This is a genomic window from Deinococcus multiflagellatus (genome assembly GCF_020166415.1).
GTDB classification, from domain to species: domain Bacteria; phylum Deinococcota; class Deinococci; order Deinococcales; family Deinococcaceae; genus Deinococcus; species Deinococcus multiflagellatus.
In genome coordinates, this window is record NZ_JAIQXV010000014.1 from 13,756 (window position 1) to 38,224 (window position 24,469).

Sequence of the window (24,469 nt, forward strand, 5' to 3'; positions counted from 1 at the left end):
GGGGCGATGAGTGAAGGGCTGCTGGCCGCATATGAAGCCCAGTTGCCTGCCTTCGAGGGCCTGCGGGAGGCGGCAGTGGCGCACACCGCCCGGTTGATTGCCGAGGCCGGGCTCAACATCCACCACGTCACAGGCCGCGTGAAAAAACGCCCCAGCCTGGAAGACAAGCTGCGGCGCAAGCCTGGGCGCTACGCCAGCCTCTCGGACGTCACGGACCTTGTGGCGGTGCGCGTGATCACCTATTTCGAGTCCGATGTGGGGCTGGTGTCGCGCCTGCTGGAAGAACACCACACCCTGGACTGGGACAACTCCATTGACAAAAGCATGATGCACGACCCGGACCGCTTCGGGTACATGGGCGTGCATTACGTGGTGGAGGTCACGCCGCAGACGCCGGACCTGTCGGCCTACGCCGGGTCCAAGTTCGAGGTGCAGATCCGCTCGATCCTGCAGCACGCCTGGGCCGAGATTGAGCACGACCTGGGCTACAAGAACCGCGAGGCCATTCCGCGCGAGGTGCAGCGGCGCTTTTACCGGCTGGCGGGCCTGCTGGAAATGGCGGACGAGGAATTCATGGCCCTGCACCGCCTGTCGCGCGACTACGCCGAAACGCTGCCCCAGCGTGTGCAAGAGGCCCCCGACAGCGTGTTCATTGACGCCGCCAGCATGACCCACCTGCTGGCCGCGCCCCCGGTGCGTGACCTGGACGCCGAGGTGGCGCGGAGCCTGAACGTGCCGCTGCTGACCGGCTGGAACGACCCGGAGCGCCCGCAGCGACTGGCGAAACTGCTGCACTACGTGGGCGTGCACTCGGTGGGTGGGCTGCACAAGGAACTGCGGCGCTGGCGTGCCGAGGTGGTGCGGCTGGCCAGCGTGCTGATGCCCCAGCTGCGGGTGGCGTGGACGCCCGCCGGCGGCGCGCGGCCCGGCACCAGCGTGGTGCATTACGCGCTGCTGCGCGCCTGCATGAACCCGGCGCTGAACCCCCACGAGATTGTCATGCTGCTGGATATGCGCGGGGTGCTGAGCAGCGAGCAGCTGGTCCAGGCGGTGCAGGGCGCCTACGCGCAGATCAGCGCCGCCCAGGCGCCGCACAAGCTTCAGTCTGGCGGGTCAGCCCGGGCTGATGATGAGGCGCGCGCCCCCGCTGGCCTTCAGGCCGGGCTGACCGACGACTGACACAGGAAGCGCACCCTGCACGTGACGGAGCAAGGTGCACGCTGGCCGTCCTGGCCGGCCCCGAACGCCCTGCCGTCAAGGGAGCCCGGCCCATGAGCCACCACGACACGATCAGTCAGCCGAAGGTCAACGCTGCCCTGTCGCCGCTGCCCACCTCGCCTCTGTGGATCACCCTCAGCACCTACGCCCTGCCTGAAGCCCTGCTGCGCCGCCTCTCGAAGCAGCAGCGCTGGACCTGGGCGCAAACGCAGGCCGCCGCGCAGGAGTACCTGCGCTTCGTGTATCTGGCGGCCACCTGCCCACACCCGGTCACGCCGTCGCGCGCCGTGGACGAGGTGTGGCACCTGCACCTGACCTTCACCCGCGACTACTGGGAGCGCCTGACACCCCTGCTGCCCCGCCCCCTGCACCACGAACCCGGTGAAGGCCTGCCGGGGGACGCGGACCGCTTTGCGGCGCAGTACCAGCAGACCCTGGCGGCCTACGCACAGGTGTTTGGCCATGCGGCCCCGGCCGAGCTCTGGCCGGCACCCCGGCGCCAGCCCCAACCGGCCGCCCCAACCCGGCGCCGGATTCAGGGCAGCGCCCGCGTGACCAGTCTGGGGCTGGCGCTGATCGCGGCTGTGGCCGCCGGGCTGACCTTCGCCTGGAGCGCGGCGGCGCTGTGGATCGCCCTGGGGGCCTTTGTGGCCGTGCTGCTGCTGGCCCAGACGGCCACAGCGGCGGCCACCCCCGCCCGCCCCCGACCCGACCCGGCCTCTGGCACAGGCAGCGACGGCGGGGCCTGGATGGGCGGGGCCAGCAGTGCCCCAGAAAGCTCCTGCGCAGACAGCGCGGCCGACAGCCCTTGCAGCGACGGCAGTTCCGGCGGCGATGGGGGCGGCAGCAGTTGCGGCGGCGGGTGTGGCGGCGGGGGCTGCGGCAGCTGACGCCTGGGCCAACACGCCTGGCACCCACTGGCATACATTCAGGCGGCTGGGCAGAGGGGTGGGGATCTATGGCGCCCCCTCGGTCCAGCCGCCGGTCCTGCGGGCCGCTGCGCCTGTTCTGGCGTGCCGCCCAGCCTCACGGGCGCGGGCTTCTCTCTGGTTCGCCTCGCCGCCCTTGCGGGGGCGACCCCCAGCCGCGCTGGGGACCCTGCGAAGCCAGCAGGCCCAGGGCCGGCAGACCCGAAGCACCTCCAGCACCCGCTGCTAAGCCGAACCCGGCGCTTTTTTCCGGGTCCGGACCTCCTGAAAACTGTCACGCAGCAACCGCGCAGCCTCGCGGGCGCGCACGCCCCCCGTGATCTGTGGCGTGTGGCCCCAGTGGGCGGCCAGCAGATCCTGCACACCGCCCAGCGCCCCGGCCTTGGGGTTGGCGGCGCCGTACACCACGTGCCCGATCCTCGCTTCCAGGGCGGCGCCCAGGCACATGGGGCAGGGTTCCAGGGTCACGACCAGGGTGCACGCCGTGAGATACGGCGTGCCCAGGCTGCGGGCCGCTTCACGCAGGGCCGCCAGTTCGGCGTGGCAGGTCATGTCGCCGTGCTCGCGGCTGGTGTTGCGCCCGCGCCCGATTACGGCGCCGTCCGGTCCCAGCACCACGGCGCCCACCGGCACCTCGCCGGCCTGGGCGGCCAGCCCGGCCTGGGCCAGGGCCTCGCCCATCGCGGCGTGCAGGGGGTCCGGGGGCACCTGGGCCGCTTGCTGGGCGCCCACTGCCCAGACCGGCGGGGTCAGCCCCACCCACTGCACCCCCGCGGCAGACACCAGCAGCGGCACCCCGTCGCGGGCCCCGCGCGGCACCTTGCGGTCGGTGAGCACGTCGCTGAGCAGGCGCGTGCCCCCAGGCAGGCGGATGCGGTCGCCGGGCTGGCGGGTGCGCCGGGTCCAGCCCGCAGGCACCGGAAAGCTGGGGCCCGCAAACTGGGGCGGCGCCAGCACCAGCTGGCCGCCGCTGACCGTCACGGGCCGCTCGCCCGGCAAGGTGACGTGGCGGGTTTCGCCCGCGCCCAGGGCCGCCGCCAGCTGGTCCAGGTGCCCGGCGTGGACCTCAAGGCCAGCCCGCTGCACCTGGGCCCGCACCCAGCGCCGCAGCACGGCAGGCGGCTGGCCCCGCAGCGGCGTGTGGGGGCGCAGGCGCGCGGCCCAGGCCTGCAGGGCCTCGTCGTCCTGGGTCTGGTGGCGGGCCACGCGGGCCAGCGTGTCTTCCAGGGCCGGAAAACGGGCCTGCAGCACCGGCACCACCTCGCGCCGCAGCCACGCGCGGGTGTAGGCGGGGTCGGCGTTCGTCTCGTCCTCGCGCCAGTCCTGGCCCAGGGCGTGCAGAAAGGTTTCGAGGTCGGCGCGGGCCACCTCCAGCCAGGGGCGCTGGACCCGGCCGCGCACCGGGGGAATGCCGCGCAGCACCGCCTCGCCGCGCAGCAGGGCCATCAGGACCGTTTCGGCCTGATCGCGGCGGGTGTGGGCCGTCAGGATGGCCTGGGCGCCCTGCCTTTTCCCCACGCGGCCCAGGAAGTCGTAGCGCAGGCGCCGGGCGGCATCTTCCACGTTCCAGCCGCGCTGGCGGGCCACCGCCGCCACGTCCACCCGCGTGCCTTCAAAGGGCACCCCCAGCGCGGCGGCCAGGGCCTGCACCCACGCGGCGTCTTCGGCCGAACCGGGGCGCAGCGCATGGTCCAGGTGGGCCGCCACGGGCCGCGCGCCGGCCAGAAGCAGCGCCCGCAGCAGGGCCACGCTGTCGGCCCCGCCCGAGATCCCCACCACCACCACCTGACCGGCATAGGGGTGCAGCGGCACCAGCAGAGCGTTCACGGGCGCATTCTACGAACTGCCTGGGGACGAACCGGCGGGGGCGGGGCTAGAATCGGGCCCATGAGTAGGATGCCGTGTGGGCAGGCGGTGGGCCGCAGGGGCAGCGGGGTTCGGCAGCGGGGCCGCGCGTGACCCCGCCGCTGGGGCAGCCCGCCCCCACGTTCACCCGCCGCAGCGACGATGGCCGCGAGATCAGTCTGGAGGCCCTTCGGGGCCGCTGGGTGGTGCTGTACTTCTATCCGCGCGCGGGTTCGCCCGGCTGCTCTATAGAGGCGCAGCGTTTTGAAGCGGCCCTGCCCGAGTTCGAGCGCCTGGGCGCCCAGGTAATTGGCGTGAGCACCGACACCGAAGCCAAGCAGGCCGCCTTCCGCGACAGCTGCGCGCTGAGCTTTCCTCTGCTGCCCGACAGCGACCGCAGCCTGTGCCGCACCTACGGGGTGATGGGCGGACTGGGCGGGTTGCTGGGCATCGCCGGGCGCCAGACCTTCCTGATTGACCCCCAGGGCGTGCTCACCCGGCACTGGCGGGTGCTCAATCCTGTGGGCCACCCAGCCGAGGTGCTGCGCGCCCTGGAGGAGCTTCAGCGACCGGCGGCCCCTTCGCCTGGGGCGCTGCCCTAGACTGGGCGGGTGAAGCCCTCTTCCCTCTGGCTGGCCCTGGCATTTGGGGCCACGGCGCTCACGGGCGCATTGGCCGCCGGTTCAAGCCCGGCGCCGGGCGCGCTGGTGCTCAGCGGCACCCTGAAAGAGCAGTCGGACGACACCGACACGGGCCTCTTTACGGTGCCGTGGCGGGGCGGCGGGGGGCAGGTGGAGGCCCGGATCGCGAGTGTGGCCGGGGTCAGCCCGGTCATCGCCAGCGCGCCCCTTCAGTCGGGCGGCCGGTTTGCCCTGACGCTGCCCGCCACGCTGGACCGCAGCCTGCTGCCCCCTGTGCCCCAGGACCCCCTGCCGGCCACCCTGCCCCCGCCGGTTCCAGGGGCCGCCTGCACCGGCAGCGTGAAGCTGGGGGACCCCACCATTCGCGTGGTGCAGCTGTCCCTGAGCGTAAAGGCCACGAAAAGCGGCGTGGTGGTGCCTGTGGTGGTCAGCACGCCCAATGAAGCCCAGCCCACCGCGCCGGCCCGCACCCAGCAGGGCCTGCTGTACTACGCCGAGCGCCCCACCGCGATGAACGGCACCCAGACCTGCCAGTGGACCGACCACGGCGTCCGCACCCGAATGACCACGCGCATGGAAGGCCCGCTGAAACAAGGCTGGAACAAACTGACCCTGGACATGACCAGCCTTAGCAGCGGCGCCGAGCTGGACGTCACCTTCCACCTGACCAGCGGCGCCCTCCCCACCGACGACTGGACCCTGATGCCCGAGGCGGACCCGGGCCCGGCGCCCAGCGGGGGCTAACGCAAAGCGTGGAGCGTGGCCGGGGGCTGTCCCCACCACGCTCCACGCTCTGCGTTCCTTACTTCAGTTCGCGCAGGGTCTCGCGCATGATCTGCAGGCCGGTGGCGGCCTCTTCCCTGGTCAGGATCAGGGGCGGGCTGATGCGGATGACGGCCTCGCCGCAGTCCAGGTTCAGCAGGCCCTTTTCGAACATCGCCATCGAGGCGCGGTCGCGCAGGGCACCGTCGGGGCTGCCGTCAGGCTTCACGAACTCCAGGCCAATGAACAAGCCCTTGCCGCGCACGTCGCCCAGGAAGGGGAATTCGGCCTGCATGGCCTTCAGTTCGGCCATGATGTACTCGCCCACTTCGGCGGCGTTCTGCATCAGGCTCTCGCCGCAGCCGGGGTGCTTGACCTTGCCTTCCAGCAGGTCCAGCGTGGCGTGCGAGGCCGCCGCCGCCACCGGGTTGCCGCCGTAGGTGCTGCCGTGCGAGCCCACCGGCCACGTCATCACGCTTTCTTTGGCCAGCAGCGCGCCCAGCGGCATCCCCGAGGCAATGCCCTTGGCCGACGTGATGATGTCGGGCTGCACGTCAAAGTGCTGGAAGGAAAACATCTTGCCCGTGCGGCCCATGCCCGCCTGCACCTCGTCGAAAATCAGCATGATGCCGTACTTGTCGCACAGGGCGCGCAGGCCGGGCAGGAAGTCGGCGGGCGGCACGATGTACCCGCCCTCGCCCTGCATGGGCTCCACGATGATCGCCGCCACCTCATCGGCCGGCAGGATGCCCACGAACAGCGACTCGATGTGCTCCAGCACCGCCTGACCGCAGGTTTCGGGGGTGGAGCCCAGCGGCGGGCGGAAGGGGTTGGGGTAGGGCACATGCGACACGGCCGGCAGCAGCGGGCCAAAGCCGCGCTTGTACTTGGTCTTGGAGCCCGTCAGCGTGATCGCGCCGTAGGTGCGCCCGTGGAACGAGCCCATCGTGGAGATGATGTGCTGGCGGCCGGTGTGGTTACGCGCCAGCTTGACGGCGGCTTCCACGGCCTCGGCGCCAGAGTTGCTGAAGAACACGCGCCACTTCTCGCCGGGTTTCTCGACGTGCTGCACGAGCCTCTCCGCGAGGCTGGTGGTGATCTCCTGCGGGTAGTCGGTGAGACAGACGTGCGTGAACTTGGTGACCTGCTCCTGTACGCCCTTCACGACATGCGGGTGGGCGTGGCCGGTGGTGCTCACGGCAATGCCGGCGAAGAAATCCAGCATGGTGTTGCCGTCCACATCGGTCAGCCACACGCCTTCGCCGTGGTCCGGCACGAAGGGGTACGGGCGCATATAGGACGTGGAGAGGTGCTGGCGGTCGCGCTCCATGATCGCCTGGGTCTGGGGACCAGGGAGGGCCGTTTTGAGTTCAGGCTGGCGGGGTTTGGGGAGGGTGGTCATGCATGCTCCTTTGAAGACCGTCTAAGGGTCTAAGGGTCTAAGGGTCTAAGGAGATTGACCGTTAGAGGATGTGGGCTTGGGGTTCAGACGTTTGGCCAGAGTCATCAGCTTTGCCGAGATGGTTTTCGCCTGCTGCCGAAGGGCGGCCAGGGTGTCCGCATCCAGATAAGTAGCTCGCTGTTGATCTTTAGATCAACCGAGCGGAGCGAGAAGCGAAAAAAGTGCCTCGCCCCGAGAATGGAAACATTTCTGCGCTTTTCTGAAATGTTGGAATGAGAGGGGCGAGGTACTTAATTCAGGCGGTGGGCAATCTGGGCGGCGCTCAGGACTTCAAAGAGCGAGCCGCGCGACATCATCAGGAACCGGACGAATTCGCGGTCAGTGCCCCGTCCACGGCCCTCAGCAATGTTCAGAGAGACAGAAACTGCTGCGCGGCGCATCTGATTTGTCAGGCCGAACCGCTCAGTGTCCGGAAAAGTCGCGGTCATCCGGTAAACCTCTGCCGCAAAATCCACAGCCAAGGCATACACATCCAGTTGCTCAAAGGGAAAAAACGTTTCTTCCACCGACCAGACCTTAGACCCTTCGACTCTTTGACCCTTAGACGCCGCGCCAGCGGCCCTCAGTCCCCGCTGACAGTCTGCGCTTCGCCTTCGACGGGCTGCGGCGTCTGCACCATGCCGTCGGGGGCGGTGTCCGTGACGGCGCCGGCTTTGCCAATGCCGTGGGCGGCCCACTTGTCCTCGCGGCTGTTCAGGCGGTGCACGGTGGCGCCGGGGCGGTTGCGGCTCTCGCTGAACTCCTTGGGTTCAATGGAGATGCGCTCGCCTTCCATCAGGCCAAAGATGCCGCTCTGGCCGGGTTCCTTGCGCTGCCACTCTTCGGGCACCACCATGTCGGGGCCGGTGTAGTCGGTGGGCTCACTGTAGGCGGCGATGTAGCCTTCAAAGTTGCGCAGAATCAGCTTCTCGGGGCTGTGCGAGAGCACGTAGTTGGGCGCCACGGGAATCTTGCCGCCGCCGCCGGGGGCGTCCACGACGTAGGTGGGCACGCTGTAGCCGGAGGTGTGGCCGCGCAGGGACTCCATGATTTCCAGGCCCTTGCTGACCGTGGTGCGCAGGTGCCCGGCGCCGTGCACGAGGTCGCACTGGTAGATGTAGTAGGGCCGCACGCGGATCTTCACGAGTTCGCGCACCAGCTTCTGCATGATCACGGGATGGTCGTTCACGCCTCTCAAGAGCACGCTCTGGTTGCCCAGGGGCACGCCTGCGCGGGTGAGGCGGTCGCAGGCTTCGGCCACTTCGGGGGTGATTTCGCGCGGGTGGTTGACGTGAATGTTCATCCAGACGGGGTGGTTTTCCGCCAGCACGTCGCACAGTTCCTGGGTCACGCGCATGGGCATGAACACGGGCACGCGGGTGCCGATGCGAATGATCTCGATGTGCTCGATCTTGCGCAGTTCGGCCAGCAGGCGGCCCAGCACCTTGGGGGCCAGGGTGAGGGGATCGCCGCCCGAGAGCAGCACGTCGCGCACCTGGGGGGTGTTGCGCAGGTAGTTCAGCTGCTGCTCGTACTCGGCGGGGTTAAAAGTCTCGGTGGGATCACCCACGATGCGGCTGCGGGTGCAGTAGCGGCAGTAGCTGGCGCACTGGGTGGTCACCAGCATCAGCACGCGGTCGGGGTAGCGATGCACCAGGCCGGGCACGGGGCTGTGCTTGTCCTCGGCCAGGCTGTCTTCCATCATGGAGGTAAAGGGCTCCAGCTCGTGGTGCGTGGGAATCACCTGACGGCGCACCGGGCAGGTGGGGTCTTCGGGGTCCATGAGGCTGGCGAAGTAAGGCGTGATGTCCAGACGGAAGATGCCGTCGGCGCTGGCACCCTTGTGCTCGCTGGGGGTCAGGCGGATAACCTCTTCGAGTTCAGCCACGGAGTTGATGCGGTTTTTCAGCTGCCACTTCCAGTCGTACCACTGCTCGTCGGGCACGTCGGCCCACTTGGGGGCGCGGTGGTTGCGGGGCAGCATCTGCTGGCTGCGGACTGTGGCCTGTGGGTGAATGGGCATGGGGGCCTCCGGGGCAAAAAAGGTGAAGCAGAAATTGAGTTCTCCTTCATTTTCACCGTTCTGCACAGCACTTTGGAATGCCCGCCGACCCATACAAAGCGCAGGCCGGGAACACAGAAAGCTCGCAAACGACACTCACAACCTTCCAAATGCTAAGGTGGGGCCCATGAGACAGTCTGGCGGCGCCCTCGATCCTCTTGACCACCGCATTCTGCAAGAGCTGCAGACCGACTCGCGCCTGAGCATGCGCGAACTGGGCCGCCGGGTGGGACTCTCGGCCCCCGCCGTGACTGAGCGGGTGCGCCGCTTAGAGGACGCGGGCGTGATTCTGGGCTACGGCGTGCGCGTGGCCAGCAAGCCGCTGGGGCGCACCATCACCGCGTTTATTGGCGTGCAGGACAGCGGGCGCAACGACCCCACGCTGGTGCGCTGGGCCACCAAGCACGACGGCGTGCTGGAATGCCACTCGGTCACGGGCGACAACTCCTGCATTCTGAAGGTGGCGGTGCCCGACGTGGGCGCGCTGGAAGCCATGCTGACCGAGCTCATCAACATGGGTTTTACCTGCGACACCAGCATCGTGCTAAGCACCCCGCTGGAAGGCAAGCTGCTGCTACCGCCGAAATAAAGCGGTGGACACTATTACGCCAATAGCGTAATCTACCCGCATGACGCCTGCTCAGCGAGGGTATTTGGTCTTTGGCCACCACCTGATTTACAACGACGAATACTGCGAGGTGGATGAGGCCGCCGCCGCTTCATATGTGAATCCGGCGGGCATCTATACCACGCTGAACGCGGCTCAGGCCGCCTGCGAGCAGCAGAGTCTGGACGAACTGCGCCAGGCCCACACGGACACTCTGATTCTGGACGAGGCCAGCCGCGAACGTCTGCGGGCCTACCAGGACAGCCAGCCGCCACAGGACAGCACCCTCAATGAGAGGTTGCGGGCCGTGCTGGCGGGGATGGTGTACGGCGAACACCAGCAGCCCTTCGTGTTCCTCAGCGATGAGGAGTTGCAGGCCATTCGTGATGACCTGGGCCTGCCCTCCACCCACGGCATTCTGGAAGCCGACCTGGACGCTGAGCAGGTGACGCAGGCGCAGCAGCTCCTGGACAGCACGCCTGACCACCCAGGTGAGTGGCAGTTCAACGACTTCCTTGAGGACTTTGCCGAGGACGAGGCGGTGCAGCGCCTGGAACGCGTAACCCGCCTGTTTGGACGCAGCTATGGCCTACACCGCGAAGGCTAATTCATGGAACCGCAGGCCAGAGGGCCTCCCCTGGACACGATTATGTTTACAACGTAATATTAATCCTATGCACGCCCACCAGACAGCTTATCTGGTCACTCATCTGTATTCGATCTATGAGGACGAGTATTACACCGTGCTGGACGCGGACAATGACCTGACGGTGGCCAACCCGGCGGGGCTGTACGCGGACCGCGAGCAGGCCGAAGCCGCCGTGCGGCAGCTGACCCGCCAAGCCCTGCGCGGCGCCGGTGCATCCGACCTGCTTCTGGACGAGGAGCAGAGTGGCCTTTTTGCTGAGTTGGAAGCACTTGTAGATGAGCCGCTGGCATCGGTGCTGGCGACCAAAGCGGGTGACGCGCTGCCCCAGACCCTGACGGACGAACAGGCCGACCAGATCATAGGGGTGCTGAACCTGACCCTGTTTGGGATTCTTGAGGCGCCACTGACGGCGGCAGAGCTGATGCAGGCGCAGGCCGAGCTGGCCCAGACCCCCGAGCGCCCCTTTGCCGCGCCGGCCTTCGACGAGCGGGGGGAAATGGAACCGCCTCTGCTGGACGACCCTGCCGCCGCGCGCCTGAACCGCATTACCCGGCTGTTCGGGCGGGACTATGCTACAGACGTGGGGCTCTGATGGCGCATCCCTGGCACCACGCGCAGAGCAGTGCCCGCCGTTTTGGCGGCGTGCCCGACGACTATGTGGCCGTTCATGGCTGGTTCGACCAGACCAAGGGCCACCTGGCCGATGTGCGCCACCGCGCCCTGCTACACAGCAGCTTTGGCATCTTCCTGTGCGAGCAGTTTTTTGGCCCCACCATCCGCCGCGCCAGCGACGGCAAACAGGTGCCCACCCGCCTGATTGGCGAGCAGCATGTGCTGGAAGACCTGGGCCGCATCCCCACGGTGCAGGACTGGCTGGGCGAGTTGCCCCTTCAGCCCTGGATGCTGCGGAACGCGGCGGCCCTAAGCCGGCAGGACACCAAGCCAGCTGAAGAAGGGTCAACGTAAGGATCAGCGGGCCAGGCGCTGTGCCAACGCGGCATACAGGATTTCTGGGTCCACCCGCTCCGGCAGCCCGGCCACCTGCCCGTCGCCCAGTTCCACCACGCGCCATTCGCCGTCCTCACGCTGGGCAAGGTCAATGGTGAAAAAGCGGCTGTCCACCCGGGCGGCGATGACGGAGAGCCACGGCCCTGGGAGGGCCTGGGCCCCGTAGTCGCCCTCGTCCCAGTACTCGGCCTCCACTACCGGCTGACCGTCCAGCACAAAGGCGCGGTACTCGCGGGTCAGGGGCATGCCGCTGCGGGAATGTTGGGTCAGCGCCCCAAACGCCTCAAAGCGGCGCAGCACCAGGCCGCCCTGCCAGTTGCGGCCCTGCCGCTCGGCCAGGGTGCGAATCACCGCGTGGGCATGGTCAAGGTCGGCGGCGTCGGGAAGAAAGCAGGCCTGGGTCCACTCGTGTTTGCGCGACTTCACGTAGTCCTTGACGATCAGTGGGCCAGCGCCAAAGGCCCGCAGCGCCGCGTCCACCTCGGCCCAGTTCAGCGCCTCTGGGGTTACGGCGGGCACCCATTTTGTCTCGGGTGACACGTCCGCGATGTGATGAAACGAGGCCGGCAGCCAGTGGGTGTGCTGGTACTGCGCGGGCGTATTGATCAGCGTCCACCCCCGCGCCTGCAGGGCCATGAACAGGGCCCCGTACACCTCTGGCGCCATCATCCAGCCGCGAAAGATTGCTACGCCCTCCCCCGCTGGCACGCCGCGCAGGGCGCGCGGCAGGTCTCCTTCCAGAAGCGACTCGAAATCCAGCAGGGCCGTGGGCAGGTCCAGGGCCTGCGCCGCCTGCTGTTCGGCGCGGTACGCCTCGTCGGGCGTGCGGGCGGAAAACGGCTCGGCCGGAAAAAGGAGCATTGCCAGCAGGCTACAGCCTGACTACGCCGCGCTGGGTGTGGGCCGCGTAGCGCTGCAGCACGGCCCAGCCCAGGCCCTCATTCATGACCTCGCGGGCCTGGGCCACGCCTTCGCGGATGCTCTCCGCCCGGCCCGCCGTGCGCAGGGCCGCGCCGGCATTCAGCGCCACGATGTCGCGCTGCGCCGGGGTGCCGCCGCCGGTCAGCAGGGCGCGGGTGATCTCGGCGTTCTCGGCCGGGGTGCCGCCCACCAGGGCCTCGCGCGGGTGCACACTGACCCCAGCCTCTTCGGGGTGAATCTCGCGGTCAATCACCTCGCCGCCGCGCAGGCCCGCCACGGTGTTCACGCCGCACACGGTGAATTCGTCCAGGCCATGCCCGTGCACCACCGTGGCGCCACTGGCCCCCAGCAGCCGCAATACTTCGGCCAGGGTGCGGGTCAGTTCGGGCTTGAAGACGCCCACGACCAGATGGGTGGCCCCCGCCGGATTCGCCAGCGGCCCCAGAATGTTGAACACCGTTCTGGCGGCCAGCTCCGAGCGCACCGGCGCGGCGTGGCGCAGGGCGGGGTGGTAGTTGCGGGCGAACATGAAGCCCACGCCCAGGGTGTTGATGGCGTCTTCAACCACCTCGCGCGGGGCGTCCAGATTCACGCCCAGGGCTTCAAGCACGTCGGCGCTGCCCGCGCGGCTGCTGGCAGCGCGGTTGCCGTGCTTGGCCACTGGCACCCCCGCTCCAGCCACCACGAACGCGGTGGTGGTGGAGATGTTGAAGGTGTGGGCGCCGTCGCCCCCGGTCCCCACCACGTCCAGCAGCACCTCGCGCGGGTGCACATTGACCCGCACGGCGTGCTCGCGCATGGCCTGGGCAAACCCCGCAATTTCCTCCGGGGTTTCGCCGCGCACCCGCAGGGCCGCCAGGGCCGCCGCCAGCCGCACGCCGCCCAGGTCGCCCGTCATCACCTCGCGCATAAAGGCCGCCGCCTCAGTCTGCGAGAGCCGTTCGCCGTTCATCAGCCGCGCGTGCATGGCGATCATGCCCCGGCCCCACTGCCTTGCCCCGTCATCCCCCGATGCTCGCGCACCAGCGCCAGAAAGTTGCGCAGCATGTCCATCCCGCCCTGCGTGGCCAGACTTTCGGGATGAAACTGCACGCCGAAAATGGGGTGGTCGCGGTGACGAAGCGCCATCACGATCTCCTCTTCGGGGTCGGTGATCCAGGCGGTCGCCACCAGTTCGGGCGGCAGGTCGCGCACCACCAGCGAGTGGTACCGGGTCACGGTCACGGCTTCCGGCAGCCCGGCAAACAGGCCTGTGCCGTCGTGCCGCAGCGGGCTGGTTTTGCCGTGGACGGGCCGGCGCGCCCGCCCCACCTGCGCCCCAAACGCGGCGCCGATGCTCTGGTGCCCCAGGCACACGCCCAGCACGGGGTAGCTGGTGCCCAGTTCACGGATGACCTCCACGCTCTGGCCGGCCTCCGCAGGCGTACACGGCCCCGGCGAGACCACGATGGCATCGGGGTTCAGGGCCTGCACGTCGGCCAGGGTGAACGCGTCGTTGCGCCACACCGTCAGCTCGCAGCCCAGCTCGCCGAAGTACTGCACGAGGTTGTAGGTAAAGGAGTCGTAGTTGTCGATCAGGAGGATGGTCAGTGGAGAGTGGGGAGTGGGGAGTGGATGGGTGGACGTCATCTGCGGGCCTCCTGAACGTGGACGAAGCGGCTGATGCGGCGCATCAGAAGGGAGAGTGCTGTGAGGAGAGGCTGGAGCTCTTCTGGGTTCGAAAACTTCAATCTTTGGGCCAGCTCCAGATGCGTCATCAGTGCGTACGTCGAGCCCAGAGCAATACGGCAAAAGCGGGCGAGTTCTCCCGCTGATCCACGACCCACACCTTCTGCGATATTGGCCGGAATCGAGACGGAACCCCGGCGAGCCTGACTGGTCAGGCCATAGAGTTCGGACCCCGGCCACCGGGCCGTGACACCATAGACGTCTTCAACCACTTGCATGCCTTCCTGCCAAATCACCAGATCCTGCACACTTCCTGGCACACCCGTGCTTTTTCCACTCACCACTGACCACTCCCCACTTACAGCCCCCCAGCCGCCATCTCCACCGCCCGCATCAGCGCCGCCGCCTTGCTGCGCGTCTCCTGCTCCTCGGCCGCCGGGTCGCTGTCGGCCACCACGCCGGCCCCAGCCTGAATGTGCACGCGCCCAGCGGCAATCACCATCGTGCGCAGGGTCAGGGCCATGTCCAGGCTGCCGTCAAAGGCGATGTAGCCAAACGAGCCCCCGTAGGGCCCGCGCCGCACGGGTTCCAGTTCGTCAATGATCTGCATGGCGCGGATCTTGGGGGCGCCCGAAACCGTGCCCATCGGCTGCACGCTGGCCAGGGCGTGCAGCGGGGTCTGGTCCCCCCGCAGCTGCCCGGTCACGCTGGAGACGATGTGCATCACGTGGCTGTAGCGCTCAATGGCAAAGGCGTCGTGCACCCGCACCGTGCCGTAGGCGCTCACCCGGCCCAGGTCGTTGCGGCCCAGGTCCAGCAGCATCAGGTGTTCGGCGCGTTCCTTTTCATCGGCCAGCAGTTCGGCGGCCAGGGCCTCGTCGGCCTCGGGGGTGTGGCCGCGCGGGCGGGTGCCGGCAATGGGCCGGGTGGTCACGGTGCGGCCGTCGCTGGCGAGCAGGCTCTCGGGGCTGCTGGCCACCAGGGTCACCGGGCCCAGCTGCAGGTAGCCCAGATAAGGGCTGGGGTTCACCCGGCGCAGCGCCCGGTACAGCGCAAACGGGTGCACGGCCCCCAGATCGGCACTGAAGCGCTGGCTGGGCACCACCTGAAAGATGTCCCCCGCCCGGATATAGTCCAGGGCTTTGTCGACGGCGGCGCGGAAGCCTTCGGGGGTGAAGTTGCTGGTAAAGGTGGGGGCCGGCGCCGGGGTCTGGCCCGGGACGGGCGGGAGGGGCCCCCGCAGCCGCGCGGCCAGCGTCGCCACCTCGACGTCCGCCTGGGCCTGGGTGGGGGCCGTGGCTACGGCGATCAGGCGGTGCTTGAGGTGGTCGTAGATCACCACGCCGCGCGGCGCCACGAAGCAGGCGTCGGGCACGCCCAGTTCATCGGGGTTGTCGTCGGGAAGGCGCTCGTAGCAGCGAATCAGGTCGTAGGCAGCGTAGCCCACCGCGCCGCCAATCAGGGCGGGCAGCCCAGCAGGCACGGGTGCCGGGCGCACCGCCGCGCGGTACAGCCGGGCCAGGGGGTCAGCCTCGGGGCCGGCAAAGTCGCCGAATACGCCGCTGCTGCTTACCTGTGAGCCCCGGGCTTCAAAGCGCCCCTGTTCGCCCACGCCGATAAACGAGTAGCGGCCCAGCTTTTCTCCGGCCTCCACGCTTTCGAGCAAGAAGGCCACCGTTTCGCCCTGCGCGGCTTTCAGGTAGGCGGTCACCGGCGTGTCCAGGTCGGCATTGAGTTCCTGCACGGCGACGGCCAGGGGCGGGGCGGCCAGCGAAGGGGCGGCGGGGTCAGGCTGGGTCATGGGTCTCCTGTGCGGCACATGAAAAAGCGCCCGGTGGCTTACAGTCCACCTGGGCGCGGCTTAAAACGGCAACAGCAGTCAGTCCCAGGCGAAACTGGGCCACCACCACATGCCGGCTGTCATGGCAAGCAGGATAGCGCGGCGGGGCTGGCGGGCGCCGGCCGTCACGCGGGCGGCTGTCTACACAGTGCGGGGAGGTGGCTGGGCGCGGGTGGAGGCGGGGCAGTGGACACCTTCAGCCCAGGGTCAAAGCATTGCTCCACGCTGCCTGGCCCTTTCCCCTCAGCCCTGCTCCACCACCTCGGCTGGTCCGGGCAGTTCCAGGTCTTCCAGTGGGGCAAACAGGCGGTCCAGGTCGGCGGCGGTGAGCTGCGTGGCGTCGCTAAGGCCGCCGTCCAGCACCCCGCGCGCCAGACTGGCCTTGCGCGCCTGCAGGTCCAGAATGCGCTCCTCCACACTGCCGGCCGCAATCAGCTTGTAGACGAACACCGGCTTGTCCTGCCCAATACGGTAGGCGCGGTCGGTGGCCTGGTCCTCGGCGGCCGGGTTCCACCAGGGGTCGTAGTGAATCACGGTGTCGGCCGCCGTAAGGTTCAGGCCCACGCCCCCCGCCTTCAGGGTGATCAGGAACACATGGGTTTTGCCGCTCTGGAAGGCGTCAATCTGGCTCTGGCGGTCCTGGGTGCTGCCGGTGATCATGGAGTACGGCAGGCCTTCCTCGCGCAGCCAGTCTTCAAGGTGGCGCAGCAGGGTGGCAAAACCGCTGAACACCAGCACCCGGCGGCCCTCCTCGACCATCTGGGGGAGGTGGGCCTGCAGCCACTCGAATTTGGCGTTGCCCTGCACGCCGCGCGCGGCCTCCAGCTTCACCAGCCGGGGATCGGTGGCGGCCTGGCGCAGTTTCAGCAGCGCGTCCAGAATGGCGATGGTGCTGCGCGAAAGCCCGCGCGCGCGCAGTTCCTCGCGCACCCGCGCCTCGGTGGTCACGCGCACCGTTTCGTACAGGTCGCGCTGATCGCCGTCCAGGGTCACGCGCACCGGAATCTCGGTCTTGGGGGGCAGTTCGCGGGCCACGTCGCGCTTCTCGCGGCGCAGGATAAAGGGGCGCACCCGGGCGGCCAGGGCGGCGCGGCGGCTGGCCTCGCCCCGCTTTTCAATGGGCGTGCGGTACAGCTCGCGGAAGGTCTTTTCGTCGTGCAGCAGCCCTGGCGCCAGGAAATTGAACTGCGACCACAGCTCGCCCAGGTGGTTTTCCAGCGGGGTGCCGGTCAGGGCCAGCCGGTGCCGGGCCGGCAGACTGCCCGCCGCCTTGGCCGCCGCCGTGCGCGTGTTCTTGATGTTCTGGGCCTCGTCCAGAATGACGAGGTGGTACTCGCCTGCGCCCAGTTCGGTGATGTCGCGCGGCAGCAGCGGGTAGGTGGTGAGCACCAGATCATGCCCGGGAATCTGCGCAAACAGCGCGCGGCGGTCCTTGCCGTGCAGGGTCAGCACGCGCAGGGCCGGGGCAAACTTGGCGGCCTCGGCCTGCCAGTTGCCAATCACGCTGGTGGGCGCCACCACGAGGCTGGGGCGGTCTGCGCGGCCCGATTCCTTTTCCAGCAGCAGGTGGGCCAGGGTTTGGACAGTGTTGTGGGTGACGATATAGCCCTCGGTGACATACAGCCGGTCAGCGGCGGCCACGGCGATGCACTGCGCCTCTTTTTCACCCACGTACTCGATGGTGCGGATGCCCCGGCTGGGCGGGTATTTGCTGGGCCGCCGGTACGCGGCGAGCTTGGCCGCAAGGCGGAAAGGGTCCAGTGCCGGTGGCAACTTGAGGGTCACCCGCCAGGTCTCCCCCGTGCGCCGCTCTCCCCGGTACACATGGGTGGTCGCCTTGCGCCGCAGGCGGGCCGTGCCCCCCAGCGACTGCACGAGTTCCACCACGCCGCGCGCCAGCGCCTCCGAGACGCTGCTGTACTCCACGACCACGCCCGCGTGCCCGTCTGTGTCCAGCAGGCCCTGCAGGAGCGCCAGCCGCTGCTCGGGACTGCCGCGCAGGTAGGGTTCGGGAATGAATTTGGTGTGGCTGTTGCAGCGGTGCAGGCCCAGGGCACGCAGGGCGTCTTTGAGGGGATTGGGGGTCCAGCGGCCTCCAGCCACGAGGCGGTACGTGCTGACACGCGCCGTCAGCCGTTCAGCTTGCCGCGCCTCCACGCCCGCCGGCAGGGCCAGGGCGCCCACCAGTTCGTCCTCGGAGGTGATCCCCAACCCGTAGGTCAGGTGGCCGTCGCCCAGCAGCGCCCCCAGGGTGTAGGGGTCAACGGGGAGGTCTTGCGGCGCAAACTGCACCGCGTCTACCAGGGGCAGGTAGTGCTTCAGGTTGCCGGCCGCGTCGGTCAGGGAGGCGTGAATCTGAGCAGTGGTCCGCACTTGTTCAGGCAGGCCGCGCCGCTTGCGCACCGGGGTATTGACCGCCCACAGGTGCTCTTCATCCACCTCCACACTGGCGCCGTCGGTGAGGGTCACGCGGTAGATGGGGCGCCGGCCCTGCGGATAGACCCCGATCACGCGGGTGGGGCGGCCATCGCGGCCGATCACATGGTCACCCACCTGCAGGTCGCCCATGCGGCGCCAGCCCAGCGGCGTGAGCACGCGGGCGTCCAGGGGCTGCGCCTTCCCCAGCCCCATATCGTCGGCCAGGATGCCGCCCACGCCGTACTCGCGCAGAAACTGTAGCCACGCCACCCCCTGCAGCTGGTAGGGACGCAGTTCGGCCCGCAGGCCCTGGGGCGGCTCAACGTCGCGCACGCCGGTAAAGTCGCGCAGGCGGCGGCCCAGGTCCAGCAGGCGCTCGGCGCCCAGCCAGCGGGCCTGCACCGCTTCTTCCAGCTGCGCCAGCCGGGCAGCGTCCAGCAGGGGCAGCCGCAGGGGCCCGGGGGGCAGGTCGCGCAGGTTCAGCTCAACCAGCACGCCCAGAATGGCGCGCACCCGCCCGGCGGGTAGGGCCACGCGGCGGCCGTCGTCCAGGGCGGCGTGTAGCACCTCGTCGTCGGGCAATTCGGCCAGGGCCTCGGGGGTAAAGAGGTGCGGCTGCCGGGCAATCAGGTCGGCCAGGATGGGCAGCAGCGACAGGCGCTGGCCGTCCACCACAATCCCCAGGTCCAGGGTGAACCAGCCGCCGTGGCTGTCGTCGGCCTCGCCGTACCAGTCGGTGATTTCGGCGTAGTTCAGCGGAAAATCCGGGTGCAGGTGGATGCTCAGGCCCTGCGCTTCCAGGTCCGCGCGTCCGCCGCCCTGCAAAAAGGCCATCCAGGCGGCCTCGTCGCCCAGGGTCAGCAGGCGCTCGGCGTCGGGCAGGGTGTAGTCGTGGCCGTACGCCTCTTCCAGGGTCATGAAGCCGGCCAGCGCCACGCTGCGCGCCGCTTCACGCTCGGCGGCCGGGTCGCGGCTGACCCGGGTGAGCACCCCGCCTCGGAACACCGCCGGCCCCGCGCCGCTGTCCTGGTGGTCGGGGACCGTCAGGCCCGCGTATGCGTGGCGCAGTTCGGCCACCGGGAGGGTCACGGCGGTGCGGGCCCCGCTGTAGGCGTGGTGGGTGGCGGGCCGGGCCAGCAGGTGCAGCTGCGGGGTGTACGGCAGGCGCTCCTCGCGCACCTGGACCGTGTGCGGGATAGGCAGGTTGAGCCCCGAAGCGGTGATCGCGTGGGCCAGCGCCACCGCCTGCGCGGGCGGCAGGGTGGGCCCCGACAGAAAGCGGGCCACCGTTTCGGCCGGGGCGCCCGTCTGCACGCGGCACAGCGTCAGCGCACCGGGCAGCACCGCCCAGGGCTTGGGCGCCGGCAACACCTGAGCGTCGGGGTGGTCCTCGACATGCAGGGTGGGCGTCTGGGCGCCCCGGGCGTCGGAGAGCCACGCCAGTTGCCCGGCCAGCACCGGGCCCCGGGTGAGGGGCTGTTCGGGGCGCTCCCAGCACAGGCGGCCGGTGGCCAGCAGCTCCTCCAGCAGCAGATCGGCCGCCGGGTGGTCGTTCAGGGCGTGCAGCTCTTCCTGCCAGCGCCCGGGTTCGTGGGTGGGGGTGGCCGCCACCTCCAGCAGCCGCAGCAGCCCCGCGTCGCGCCGGGCAAAGGCAGGGGCCGTGGACAGCGTGCGCGGCAGGGCGTAGGGCTCGGCGCCGCGCAGGTCGGGCCCTTCGGCGCTGCGCAGGGGCAGGCGCACCAGTTTGACCGCCACGCGCCGCCCGCCGCCCGCCGTGGCCGGGGGCAGCAGCCGCAGCACATAGCGCAGCTCGAACTGCCGGCCCCGGCCCGGCGTTTGTGTCTCGCTGAACGACGCCAGCCACTGCTGGGTGCGGGCGTCCAGGGGTTCTTCGGTGGGAGGCGCCTCGGCCGGCACCTCTTTGGGCACCGGGCGGGGGCCGGGGGGAGGATCGGTGGCGAGGACCAGCGCGGCCACATGGCGGCAGCGGTAGCGCCCGCAGGTGCAGCTGGAGCCGCGCAGCTGCGGGTCCGGGGGCGGCAGCAGGTCCACGGTGGCGTGGTAGACCGCGCCGTCGTCGTGGACATTGGCCTCGGCGTGCCAGCCCAGATCGGTCCAGGTGCGCACGGTGTCCTGCACCGCCTCTTCACGCAGGGCCAGCCCCTGGGCGGCGGTGTCCAGCGCAAAACCGGGTGGCAGTCGGCTGAGCTTCATGCGGCGCCGGGCGCCAGCAGGGCGGCCCGTCCCGGCACAGAAGCGAGGAGCGGCGGTGCAGCGGGAACAAACACGCCCCCGAGTCTAGCGCGCCCTGGCAAAAAGGGAGGTGGGTTGTGGGCCGTGGGGTGTAGGCAAAGGCTCAGCGGGCCTGAATGCGCCACACCTTGCCGGCGCCGTCGTCGGTGAGGAGCAGCGCGCCGTCTGCGGCCACGGCGAGGTCCACCGGGCGCCCGCTGACCGCGCCGCCCTTCAGGAAGCCGGTGAGGAAATCCGCCGTCTGGCCACTCTGGGGGTCCACGGTGATAACCTTGTAGCCACTCTTCTCCGTGCGGTTCCAGCTGCCGTGCAGCGCCACGAACATCTGCCCCTGGTAGCGGGCCGGGAAGGTCTTACCGGTGTAAAAGGCCAGCCCCAGCGGCGCCGAGTGCGCGGTGGTCAGTGCCAGGGCCGGGGCGGCGCCCGTGCAGGTTGCGGCGGTGCGGCGGCCAAAATTGCTGTCCCACACCTGCGGCTGCCCAGCCTGGGTGGGGTAGCAGTAGGGCCAGCCATAAAAGCCGCCGTCGGTCAGGCGCCAGAAGGCTTCAGGTGGAAGGTCGTCGCCCAGCTGGTCCCGGCCGTTGTTGGTGGCGTAGAGCTGCCCACCAAACCATTCCAGCCCCACCGCGTTGCGCAGGCCGCTGGCGTACAGGCGGCCATTTTTGCCATCCGCGTCGTATACCCAGACGGCGGCGCGCCGGGCGTCGCTTTCCTCGCAGACATTGCAGGTGCTGCCCACCGAAACATACATGCGCCCGTCTGGCCCAAAGACCACGGTGCGGGTGGAGTGGCCGCCGCCCCCGGGCAGCGCCACCACCGGCTGCGCGGGGCCGCTGGCCTTCAGGTCGCCGGCCGCGTAGGGAAAGCGCACCACGCCGTCGGTGTTCGCCACGTACAGGAAGCCCCCGTGCAGCGCCAGACCATGCGGCTGGTTCAGGCCGCTGGCGTATACCTCTTTGCTGTCGGCCACCCCGTCGCGGTTGCGGTCGGGCAGCACGTACACAGTGCCGGCCCCGGTGTCGCTGAGCAGCACGTCGCCGTTACCCGCCACTTCCATCAGGCGCGGCTTTTTAAAGCCCTCGGCGTACAGCGACACCGAGAAGTCCGCCGGCACAGTCAAACCACTCGTGCCCGGCGGGGTGCCCGGCGCAGGGTTTGCTCCCGTGCCCAGCTGGGTGCAGGCAGTACTGGAGAGGGCCAGGGTCAGCAGGGCGGCGCAGGCGCGGAGGGTCATACCCCATCACACCAGCGCCCGGTGAGGCAGGGATGGTGCGCTGCTCAGGCTGCGCTTAAGGACGACGGGCTCAGCTTTCGTACTTGCTCAGCACCTGCTCGGTGCGGGCGTGCTTCACGCGGTTGACCAGCCGCTCGTGCTCGTGCTTGTCGCGCAGGCTTTTGCTGAGGGTCAGCGTGCTGGCGGTCAGGAACAGGGTGCCCATGTACAGGTAGCCCTTGATCCACCAGTTCACCGGAATGAAGTAGATGCCCAGCAGCAGCAGGCAGAGGCTGACCAGAAAGGCAATCCAGATAAAACTGAGCCAGGCGGGCGAGTCGCCCTGCAGATCGGGGTTTACATACTGGGTCATGCGCGGGCCTCCTTAGGGAAAGGGAACAGGTTGACCCGCAGTGTAGAAGGGCAGGCCGCGCGGCGCTGCCCAATGTGAACAGGGTGCAGCCGGCAGGGGCGTAAGCCTTCGGAGGATGACAGGGAAGGCGGGGGCGAGGCGCTGCTTACGGATATATCGCCTCTTTCCGTAATCCCAAAGCAAGAAGTTCAGCCTTCCCATTTCAAGATGGGACAGGAGGCTACGGTGCACGGGCTGAGGCATACGCATGCCTCGCTGATGCTGCGCCAGGGCGTGCTACTGGAAGTGGTGAGCGAGAAGCTGGGGCATTCGCGGCCCAGCTTCACAGCGAACGTGTACCGCCCGGTCTATCAGAGCGAGAGTGGGCCATTGACCTTAGTAGGCTCATAATCCGCTCCGAATTCTCTTTGAAATAGCCTGAATTTTAACTAAAGGAGCCAACTTAGTTGCCCCTTTGATCTCTTGAAGATTAGTTTGCTATGAAATCAGTAATCTTCCCTGGATCTACTCCGATTAGACGCTTATACATCTCAAGCGCTTGCCCATCAGATAGACTCGCAACAATGTCGACAGCAAGGCGGATCTGCCGCTCATGATCATCCCGAGTGTTTTTCTCACCCTTGATTTCATCGAATATTCCCCGTAAAGATTGAGGAATAATGCGTTCATCCCCAATTTCAGGAGTTATTATCGTCTCATAGTAAGTTTCAAAGAGACCTTTGATTATCTTACGCATCCCGTGCTGTTGAGTTCCCAATTGCGGTCGATCAATTATGTAATGCCATATAATCTTCTTCAGAAAATTAATCTGAAGAAGCTTTTCACTAGGTATCCTAAGAATAGGAGGGTGACCAAGTCGCATTGGTTCCCAATCGACCTCTAGGCCAGGATCTTCCGCATCGGTGATGCTTTTTGGTCTAATGTGCTGATTGATACGCGCACCCGACCAGCTAATTAGTGCCAACTGCTCTTCAAGTGACCCATCATAAGGCCTACGCCTAAAGTCTATATTCTCAAGAAGGTATTTTTGCGCATCCTCAGCGCTCATATTTGTACCCTCAAGTATATCTTTCGAATAAGAATCAAAAAACTCCTGCATTCCTTCTCGGCTGGTCAAATAGTGCATAGGAATTAGACCAGCCTTATAAAAGTCAACCAGATCGTGCACCGCGTAAGCAATCGCATCTGCATGATCCATAATTTGAGCTTCTAAAGATCTCGGTTCATGGCCTTCCCCATGTGTTCCTTCTCGAGCAAACCGGTAGGCCTCCATATCATCCCTGTATGCGCCAAACTTTTTATACTTGGAACTTCCTTTAGGACCACTTCTTGGCCAAGGGTACTTTAAAATGGCATTTAAAGTAGCTCGCGTTAGGTCAAGGCCAGGGACGTTAAGTTTCCGAAGAGCTAGGCGAGTCACAATTCTGAAGGATTGAGCATTGCCTTCAAACCCTTCAAAATTCTCGATACCTCGCTCTTTGGCCGCAGCAATACTCAGGTTATCAAGAGTCTTTTCTGCAACATGCCCAAAGGGAGGGTGACCTAAATCATGAGCTAAACAAGCAGCCTCGACCACGTCAGGAGAAATGAGCTCCCTACGCTTATCTCCATCAGGGAGCTCATTTAGGAGGTACTGAGCCATCCGCTGTCCTATCTGAGAAACCTCAATAGTATGGGTCAACCGATTATGGAACGTATGGTCATGAGGGCTGATCACCTGTGTGATGCCGCCCAAACGCCGGAGCGACTCGCTATAGAGAATCCTATCGCGATCACGCTGAAAAGAGTTCCGGGGGTCATCCCCGGAACTCTGCGTGTGAAGTCTAATATTTCTGGAGGTCATACCCCCATTTTACTGCTTCACTGGGCAGCTGCCGTGTACTTCACGCCATCACGCACGCGTACCAGTTGCTTCTGATCCATCAGGTAGTACATAGCCAGTTCGGCGTCAACCGCTCGGGTACCCCGATTATTCTGGACCACGGTATCCATCAGTGCCTGTGATGGCATGCGGCCACCTGCACCCTCAAGAACTTGGACCATTTGCTGTGTCGCTCGCATGACGCGTTCATGCAATTCCTTGTTCGTCATGTTCTCTCTCCTCTCGGATCCATCGTCCGTGTTGGACCCATGACCGAGAAACCTAGGGGCAGCCTTGGCCGGCAGAGACCACTAGGATCGAATTCATAGCACCACCACGGCTGTGGACTTTCGTTAACGAAAGTTGGTGCTTATGCATCATATGTCTCTGCAGACGACATCAGGTGAGATATTCAGCAGGGACGTTAAAACTCACGTGGTCTAACTCGAAATTTTTATCGTCCCAGGGGGCGAATCTTGTCTCCGAAGTTGTTAACACCTACAATGGGGGTAAGACGCTTGGTCGACTAAATGTCTAACTCGTTTGACATATATATATAGCGATATGGTTGGTCACAGCACCGTCCCATGGAGGGAAAGCCAAAAAGAAAACCGCGCACTAGGCGCGGTCTTTTCTTTGGTGGAGGCTTGGGGATTCGAACCCCAGACCCTCCGCTTGCAAAGCGGATGCTCTCCCGCTGAGCTAAGCCCCCTCAGCGCCCGGCACTGTAGCAGAGCCTTCCGGGCTTGGCAAGCGCGGC

23 protein-coding genes and 1 tRNA gene are annotated in these 24,469 nt (G+C 67.2%); 9 read left to right on the forward strand and 15 right to left on the reverse strand.

Annotated features, from left to right (window positions below):
* Window positions 1-6 precede the first annotated feature (6 nt).
* A complete protein-coding gene (locus K7W41_RS15380) occupies window positions 7-1,179 on the forward strand; it encodes a GTP pyrophosphokinase (protein WP_224610255.1) in 1,173 nt (390 codons plus the stop codon).
* Between the two features lie 92 nt (window positions 1,180-1,271).
* Complete coding sequence (locus tag K7W41_RS15385; RefSeq protein ID WP_224610257.1) at window positions 1,272-2,108, forward strand: glycine-rich domain-containing protein; 837 nt, start codon at window positions 1,272-1,274, stop codon at window positions 2,106-2,108.
* Window positions 2,109-2,372: 264 nt separating this feature from the next.
* On the opposite strand, the gene tilS is transcribed toward K7W41_RS15385, so the two are convergent.
* Window positions 2,373-3,974: a tRNA lysidine(34) synthetase TilS gene (tilS, locus tag K7W41_RS15390; RefSeq protein WP_224610259.1), complete on the reverse strand. Its 1,602-nt coding sequence runs from the start codon at window positions 3,972-3,974 to the stop codon at window positions 2,373-2,375.
* 128 nt (window positions 3,975-4,102) lie between these two features.
* On the opposite strand from tilS, the gene K7W41_RS15395 reads away from it, so the two are divergent.
* Both K7W41_RS15395 and K7W41_RS15400 read left to right on the forward strand, forming a co-directional pair.
* Window positions 4,103-4,594, forward strand: coding sequence for a peroxiredoxin (locus K7W41_RS15395; RefSeq protein WP_224610261.1), 492 nt, complete (start codon window positions 4,103-4,105; stop codon window positions 4,592-4,594).
* Between the two features lie 9 nt (window positions 4,595-4,603).
* Window positions 4,604-5,377 (forward strand): hypothetical protein, encoded by a 774-nt coding sequence (locus K7W41_RS15400; RefSeq protein WP_224610263.1) that lies wholly within the window; start codon window positions 4,604-4,606, stop codon window positions 5,375-5,377.
* 58 nt (window positions 5,378-5,435) lie between these two features.
* Here the strand turns inward: K7W41_RS15400 and K7W41_RS15405 are convergent, their stop codons facing one another.
* From K7W41_RS15405 to kamA, 3 genes are all read right to left on the reverse strand, one after another.
* Window positions 5,436-6,797, reverse strand: a complete 1,362-nt coding sequence (locus K7W41_RS15405) for an acetyl ornithine aminotransferase family protein (protein ID WP_224610265.1) — start codon at window positions 6,795-6,797, stop codon at window positions 5,436-5,438.
* A 290-nt stretch (window positions 6,798-7,087) separates the two neighbouring features.
* A complete protein-coding gene (locus tag K7W41_RS15410; RefSeq protein WP_224610267.1) occupies window positions 7,088-7,363 on the reverse strand; it encodes a four helix bundle protein in 276 nt (91 codons plus the stop codon).
* Window positions 7,364-7,419: 56 nt separating this feature from the next.
* Window positions 7,420-8,859: a lysine 2,3-aminomutase gene (gene kamA / locus K7W41_RS15415; RefSeq protein ID WP_224610269.1), complete on the reverse strand. Its 1,440-nt coding sequence runs from the start codon at window positions 8,857-8,859 to the stop codon at window positions 7,420-7,422.
* A 166-nt stretch (window positions 8,860-9,025) separates the two neighbouring features.
* Between kamA and K7W41_RS15420 the strand changes: the two genes are divergently transcribed.
* The 4 genes from K7W41_RS15420 (at window position 9,026) to K7W41_RS15435 (ending at window position 11,120) form a co-directional block, all read left to right on the forward strand.
* Window positions 9,026-9,487: an Lrp/AsnC family transcriptional regulator gene (locus tag K7W41_RS15420; RefSeq protein ID WP_224610271.1), complete on the forward strand. Its 462-nt coding sequence runs from the start codon at window positions 9,026-9,028 to the stop codon at window positions 9,485-9,487.
* A gap of 40 nt (window positions 9,488-9,527) precedes the next feature.
* Window positions 9,528-10,112, forward strand: a complete 585-nt coding sequence (locus K7W41_RS15425) for a hypothetical protein (protein ID WP_224610273.1) — start codon at window positions 9,528-9,530, stop codon at window positions 10,110-10,112.
* Between the two features lie 67 nt (window positions 10,113-10,179).
* Window positions 10,180-10,746, forward strand: a complete 567-nt coding sequence (locus K7W41_RS15430; protein WP_224610275.1) for a hypothetical protein — start codon at window positions 10,180-10,182, stop codon at window positions 10,744-10,746.
* The gene (locus K7W41_RS15435) at window positions 10,746-11,120 is read left to right on the forward strand and encodes a DUF6915 family protein (protein WP_224610277.1); all 375 of its coding nucleotides are present in this window, start codon (window positions 10,746-10,748) and stop codon (window positions 11,118-11,120) included. The genes K7W41_RS15430 and K7W41_RS15435 overlap by 1 nt, the downstream gene beginning before the upstream one ends.
* A gap of 3 nt (window positions 11,121-11,123) precedes the next feature.
* Here the strand turns inward: K7W41_RS15435 and K7W41_RS15440 are convergent, their stop codons facing one another.
* The 8 genes from K7W41_RS15440 to K7W41_RS15475 all read right to left on the reverse strand — a co-directional run bounded on the left by K7W41_RS15440 (window position 11,124) and on the right by K7W41_RS15475 (window position 21,848).
* Window positions 11,124-12,023, reverse strand: coding sequence for an ATP-grasp domain-containing protein (locus tag K7W41_RS15440; RefSeq protein ID WP_224610279.1), 900 nt, complete (start codon window positions 12,021-12,023; stop codon window positions 11,124-11,126).
* A 10-nt stretch (window positions 12,024-12,033) separates the two neighbouring features.
* On the reverse strand, window positions 12,034-13,050 hold the full coding sequence (gene trpD, locus K7W41_RS15445; protein WP_224610431.1) for an anthranilate phosphoribosyltransferase: 1,017 nt from the start codon (window positions 13,048-13,050) through the stop codon (window positions 12,034-12,036).
* A gap of 5 nt (window positions 13,051-13,055) precedes the next feature.
* Window positions 13,056-13,712: an anthranilate synthase component II gene (locus K7W41_RS15450; protein ID WP_224610281.1), complete on the reverse strand. Its 657-nt coding sequence runs from the start codon at window positions 13,710-13,712 to the stop codon at window positions 13,056-13,058.
* Complete coding sequence (locus tag K7W41_RS15455) at window positions 13,709-14,059, reverse strand: four helix bundle protein (protein ID WP_224610283.1); 351 nt, start codon at window positions 14,057-14,059, stop codon at window positions 13,709-13,711. Before K7W41_RS15455 ends, K7W41_RS15450 begins: the two co-directional genes overlap by 4 nt.
* Before the next feature lie 50 nt (window positions 14,060-14,109).
* On the reverse strand, window positions 14,110-15,552 hold the full coding sequence (locus K7W41_RS15460) for an anthranilate synthase component I family protein (RefSeq protein WP_224610285.1): 1,443 nt from the start codon (window positions 15,550-15,552) through the stop codon (window positions 14,110-14,112).
* A gap of 282 nt (window positions 15,553-15,834) precedes the next feature.
* On the reverse strand, window positions 15,835-20,223 hold the full coding sequence (locus tag K7W41_RS15465) for an SNF2-related protein (protein WP_224610287.1): 4,389 nt from the start codon (window positions 20,221-20,223) through the stop codon (window positions 15,835-15,837).
* A gap of 142 nt (window positions 20,224-20,365) precedes the next feature.
* Window positions 20,366-21,496: a PQQ-dependent sugar dehydrogenase gene (locus K7W41_RS15470; RefSeq protein ID WP_224610289.1), complete on the reverse strand. Its 1,131-nt coding sequence runs from the start codon at window positions 21,494-21,496 to the stop codon at window positions 20,366-20,368.
* 70 nt (window positions 21,497-21,566) lie between these two features.
* Window positions 21,567-21,848: a YiaA/YiaB family inner membrane protein gene (locus K7W41_RS15475; protein WP_224610291.1), complete on the reverse strand. Its 282-nt coding sequence runs from the start codon at window positions 21,846-21,848 to the stop codon at window positions 21,567-21,569.
* Window positions 21,849-22,055: 207 nt separating this feature from the next.
* On the opposite strand from K7W41_RS15475, the gene K7W41_RS23805 reads away from it, so the two are divergent.
* Window positions 22,056-22,238, forward strand: a complete 183-nt coding sequence (locus K7W41_RS23805) for a tyrosine-type recombinase/integrase (protein ID WP_224610293.1) — start codon at window positions 22,056-22,058, stop codon at window positions 22,236-22,238.
* A gap of 79 nt (window positions 22,239-22,317) precedes the next feature.
* Here the strand turns inward: K7W41_RS23805 and K7W41_RS15485 are convergent, their stop codons facing one another.
* From K7W41_RS15485 to K7W41_RS15495, 3 genes are all read right to left on the reverse strand, one after another.
* On the reverse strand, window positions 22,318-23,691 hold the full coding sequence (locus tag K7W41_RS15485) for a deoxyguanosinetriphosphate triphosphohydrolase family protein (RefSeq protein WP_224610295.1): 1,374 nt from the start codon (window positions 23,689-23,691) through the stop codon (window positions 22,318-22,320).
* 17 nt (window positions 23,692-23,708) lie between these two features.
* Window positions 23,709-23,939 (reverse strand): hypothetical protein, encoded by a 231-nt coding sequence (locus K7W41_RS15490; protein WP_224610296.1) that lies wholly within the window; start codon window positions 23,937-23,939, stop codon window positions 23,709-23,711.
* 407 nt (window positions 23,940-24,346) lie between these two features.
* Window positions 24,347-24,421: transfer RNA gene (locus tag K7W41_RS15495), tRNA-Ala, on the reverse strand.
* Window positions 24,422-24,469: the final 48 nt, after the last annotated feature.